Genomic DNA, 4,383 nt, shown 5'->3' on the forward strand with positions numbered 1-4,383 from the left:
GGCAAGAATGAACGACCAACCCACCCCACCCATCCCTCACCCGCAACGACTCGGGAAGGGGCACCCGTTCCGCCAGTGGAAGACGTGGAAGATACCCGGCACCGAACTGACCCTGACCGGATACTCACGGGCCAACGACAAGACGTTCTTCCACATCCCCGAACTCCGCTGCAGCCTCGACGCGGGCCTGGCGGAAGGCCGGCAGGTGGAGTCGGTGTTCCTGACGCACACCCACCTCGACCATTCCAAGGACCTGGACTACCTGGCCGCCAGGGACGGGGGCGTGGACATCTACCTCCCGGCCGAAGCGGAACCGTACGCGGAGGCCTACCTGCGCGCCGCGACCGAACTGAACCACGGACCGACGTTCGATCCGTCCCGCGCCCCGGAGTACCGCCTGCACGGCGTGCGACCAGGTGACGAGTTCACCCCGGGCGGCCGAAGCAACTACACGGTCCGGGTGGTCGAGTGCCTGCACAAGGTGCCGTGTGTGGGCTACTGCTTCGCGGAGAAGAAGAAGATCCTCAAGCCGGAGTTCGAAGACCTGAAGACGTCGATGCTGGCGGCGGGCCAGGGAAGGGAATTCGGCCGGCTCATCGCACAGAGACGAAAGGACGACGGTGACGCCGCGATCTACGAGGAAGGGACCCGCCCCCTCTTCGCGTTCCTCGGAGACACACACGCGAGCGTCTTCACCCGAAACCCGTGGCTGTTCGACTACCCGGTCATCATCACCGAGTGCACCTACCTGGACGACGCCCAGATCCCCCGGGCCCGCCAGGTCGGCCACACCGTATGGAGCGAACTCCGCCCGGTGATCGAGTCCCACCCGGACACCGTCTTCGTCCTGACGCACTTCAGCCTGCGCCACTCCGACCGAGAGATCATCGACTTCTTCAACCACGAACCAACCACAGGAGCGACCCCCCACCCGGACAACCTCGTCATCTGGGCCCACCCGGAAAGCCACCTACCAGAACAACACCAACAACACACCTGAACCGGGGCTCCAGCGAAGCCGCCCACAGCAAAAACCCCAGATCAGATTCCTGACCTGGGGTTTCAAGTGGAGCCGCCTTCGGGATTCGAACCCGAGACCTACGCATTACGAGTGCGTTGCTCTGGCCATCTGAGCTAAGGCGGCGCGCCGTCCGCACTATGGTGCGATCAGCAACGTCGGTAAGTCTACACAGTTTCTGGGGTGCTCCGAACCAGGGTCCGGAGCACCCCAGCGGCCCGGCCGCGCGCAGCCTGGGGCGGGGTCGCACGCCTCGCCCCCTCCGCGGGCCGGGGCGCGCGTCAGGACGGTGAGCAGCGCTTTCCCTCCGTGGGAGGCGTGCCGCGCAGCAGGTACGTGTTGATCGCCGAGTCGACGCAGTCGCTGCCCCTCCCGTACGCGGTGTGCCCGTCTCCGTCGTAGGTGAGGAGGCGGGCGGAGGAGAGCTGGGAGGCCAGGGCCCAGGCCCAGCGGTACGGCGTGGCGGGGTCACGGGTGGTGCCGACCACGACGATCGGGGCGGCGCCCTTCGCCTCGATCCGGTGCGGTCCCCCCGTCGGCTTCACCGGCCAGTACGCACAGTTCAGCGAGGCCCACGCCAGGGCCCGGCCGAACACCGGGGACGCCTTCTCGAACGCGGGCAGCGCCCGTTCCACCTCGTCCGGCGTGGCGTAGGCGGCCGGCAGGTCGAGGCAGTTCACAGCCGCGTTGGCGTACATCAGGTTGGAGTAGTCGCCGTCGGCCTCCCGCTCGAAGTAGCCGTCGGAGAGGGCCAGCAGTCCGGCGCCGTTCTGGTCCCGGACAGCCTGTGTGAGGGCCTGGCGGAGCCGTGGCCACGCCCCCTCGTCGTACATCGCCGCGATCACCCCCGTCGTCGCCAGGGACTCTCCCAGTTTCCGTCCGCCCGCCTCACCGGTCGGCAGGGGCCGCGCGTCCAGGCGCTCGAAGAGGGCGCTCAGGTTGGTGCCGACCTGTGCCGGCGTGCGCCCCAGCGGGCAGTCGTCCCTGCGCGCGCAGTCCTCCGCGAACGCCTGGAACGCCGTCTCGAAGCCCGCCGTCTGCTCCTGGTTCAGCCGGTCCGCGCTCAGCGACGGGTCCAGCGCCCCGTCCAGCACCAGTCGGCCGGCCCGCTCCGGGAACAGGCCCGTGTAGGTCGCGCCGAGGAACGTCCCGTACGAGGCGCCGACGTACGTCAGCTTCCGGTCCCCGAGCACGGCCCGCAGGACGTCCATGTCGCGGGCCGCCTCGACCGTGGACACATGCCGCAGCAGCTTCGGAGACCGCGCTCCACACCCTTCCGCGAACCGCTTGTACGCCGCGACCAGCGCGTCCTTCTCCGCCCCGTCGTCCGGGGTGAGGTCCGTCCGCGTGTACGCGTCCATGTCGCGTCCGGTGAGGCACTCGACCCCCTCGCTGCCGGCCACGCCCCGCGGGTCGACGGCGACCATGTCGTACCGCGCGCGGATCTGCGCGGGGTAGGCGATGCCCGCGTAGCCCTGGAGGTAGCCGATGGCCGAGCCGCCCGGACCGCCCGGGTTGACCAGCAGTGAACCGAGCCGTTCCCCCGGGCCGGTGGCCTTCTTGCGCGAGACCGCCAGCTTGATGTCGCCCTCGCCGGGGTTCGCGTAGTCCAGAGGCGCCTTCAGCGTGGCGCACTGGAAGCCGGGCACCTCGCAGTCGCGCCAGCGCAGCTTCTGCTCGTAGTACGGCGCGAGCGCGGCGGGCGTCGCGCGGGGCAGCGGGCCGAGCGCGGGCGCCCCGTCGTCCGCCGTGGCCGCCCGGCTCGCGCCGCCGGAGGAACAGGCCGACACGAGCAGCGCCGCGGCGGCGAGCAACGCGCCGCCGACACGTGAGGACCGATTCGGCCGGGAAGTACGCCTGGTTCGCATCTCGCGAGCGTAACCACAGGCACCCAAATGATCACGAACGGCGACGAATGCTCCTCGTACGAGTGGCGCGGTCAACCGAACGCCCGTCGGTACTCACCCGAACGCCCCGCCACCACTGCCCCGGACGCCGCCACCCCTACTCGCCCGAGCCACCGAGCGCGTCCCTCACCACCGTCAGCCGGACCGCAGAGCCATGGTCATGGCCTCCACCGCCAGCAGCGGGGCGACGTTGCGGTCCAGCGCCTCCCGGCAGGCCGCGATCGCGTCGATCCGCCGCAGCGTCGCCTCGGGCGTCCCGTTGCGGGCCATCCGTTCCAGCACGTCCTGGACCTCGATGTTGGCGAGGGCGACCCGCGACCCCAGTTGCAGGGCCAGCACGTCCCGGTAGAAGCCGGTGAGCTCGGTCAGCGCCAGATCCAGGCTGTCCCGCTGGGCCCGGGTACGGCGCCGCTTCTGCTTGTCCTCCAGGTCCTTCATCACGCCCGCCGTGCCGCGCGGCATCCGCCCGCCCTGCACGGCCCCGAGCGCCGTCTTCAGCTCCTCGGTCTCCTTGGTGTCGACCTCTTCCGCCAGCTGCTTGGACTCCTCGGAGGCGGCGTCCACCAGCTCCTGCGCGGCCTTGAAGCATCCGCCGATGTCCTCGATCCGCAACGGCAGCTTCAGTACGGCGGCTCTCCGCTCCCGGGCCCGAGGATCGGTCGCCAGCCGACGCGCCCGTTCGATGTGCCCCTGGGTGGCCCGGGCGGCGACCGCGGCCGCCTCCGGCTCGATGCCCTCACGCCGTACGAGCATGTCCGCCACGGCGTCCACCGACGGCGTGAGCAGCCCGACGTGCCGGCACCGCGAGCGAATGGTCGGCAGCACGTCCTCCAGCGAGGGCGCGCACAGCAGCCAGACCGTACGGGGGGCGGGCTCCTCCACGGCCTTGAGGACCGCGTTCGCCGACTTCTCGTTCAACCGCTCGGCGTCCTCGACGAGGATGACCTGCCACCGCCCGTTCGCGGGCGACGTGAACGACTTGCGGACCGTGTCCCGCATGTCCTCGGCGAGGATCTGCGTGCCGACGGCCGCGACGGTCGTCACGTCGGCGTGCGTCCCCACCAGCGCCGTGTGGCACCCGTCGCAGAACCCGCACCCCGGGCTCCCCCCGAGCGCCCGGTCCGGACTCACGCACTGCAACGCCGCCGCGAACGCCCGCGCCGCCGTGTTCCGGCCCGCTCCCGGGGGCCCGGTGAACAGCCAGGCGTGCGTCATCTTCGAGGCCTCGGGAGGCGGCCCCCCCGTCTCCGCCGCCGTGACGATGGCATCCGCGTCCCGGGCGGCCGCGTCCAGCTGCCCGCTCAGCCGCTCCTGCCCCACCAGGTCGTCCCACACGGTCATGCCCCCACCGCCCTCCGTCCCAAGCACCGACCCCGAACCCGTCGCCCCCATTCTGCGCGACCCCACTGACACCACCGAACCGACGGCAAGGCCGGACCACGGACGCGCCCCCTTCCG

At 71.0% G+C, this 4,383-nt stretch carries 3 protein-coding genes and 1 tRNA gene; 1 reads left to right on the top strand and 3 read right to left on the bottom strand.

Annotated features, from left to right (window positions below; translation table 11 throughout):
- Positions 1 to 7 precede the first annotated feature (7 nt).
- The gene (locus AOK15_RS31715; protein WP_055521780.1) at positions 8 to 1,000 is read left to right on the top strand and encodes an MBL fold metallo-hydrolase; all 993 of its coding nucleotides are present in this window, start codon (positions 8 to 10) and stop codon (positions 998 to 1,000) included.
- Between the two features lie 67 nt (positions 1,001 to 1,067).
- Here the strand turns inward: AOK15_RS31715 and AOK15_RS31720 are convergent.
- The 3 genes from AOK15_RS31720 to AOK15_RS31730 form a co-directional block, all read right to left on the bottom strand.
- Positions 1,068 to 1,144: transfer RNA gene (locus AOK15_RS31720), tRNA-Thr, on the bottom strand.
- 155 nt (positions 1,145 to 1,299) lie between these two features.
- A complete protein-coding gene (locus AOK15_RS31725) occupies positions 1,300 to 2,886 on the bottom strand; it encodes an alpha/beta hydrolase (protein ID WP_055521781.1) in 1,587 nt (528 codons plus the stop codon).
- Between the two features lie 174 nt (positions 2,887 to 3,060).
- Entirely contained in the window at positions 3,061 to 4,266 is a 1,206-nt protein-coding gene (locus AOK15_RS31730; RefSeq protein ID WP_055521782.1) for a DNA polymerase III subunit delta', read from the bottom strand.
- Between the last annotated feature and the right edge of the window lie 117 nt (positions 4,267 to 4,383).

This window comes from Streptomyces ossamyceticus, from assembly GCF_001418475.1.
Lineage (GTDB): Bacteria > Actinomycetota > Actinomycetes > Streptomycetales > Streptomycetaceae > Streptomyces > Streptomyces ossamyceticus.

What these genes read in the sequence shown, in the direction of transcription:
- AOK15_RS31715 (WP_055521780.1), top strand. Translation starts at nt 8, where the DNA reads ATGAACGACCAACCCACCCCACCCATCCCTCACCCGCAACGACTCGGG.
- AOK15_RS31725 (WP_055521781.1), bottom strand. Translation starts at nt 2,886, where the DNA reads ATGCGAACCAGGCGTACTTCCCGGCCGAATCGGTCCTCACGTGTCGGC.
- AOK15_RS31730 (WP_055521782.1), bottom strand. Translation starts at nt 4,266, where the DNA reads ATGACCGTGTGGGACGACCTGGTGGGGCAGGAGCGGCTGAGCGGGCAG.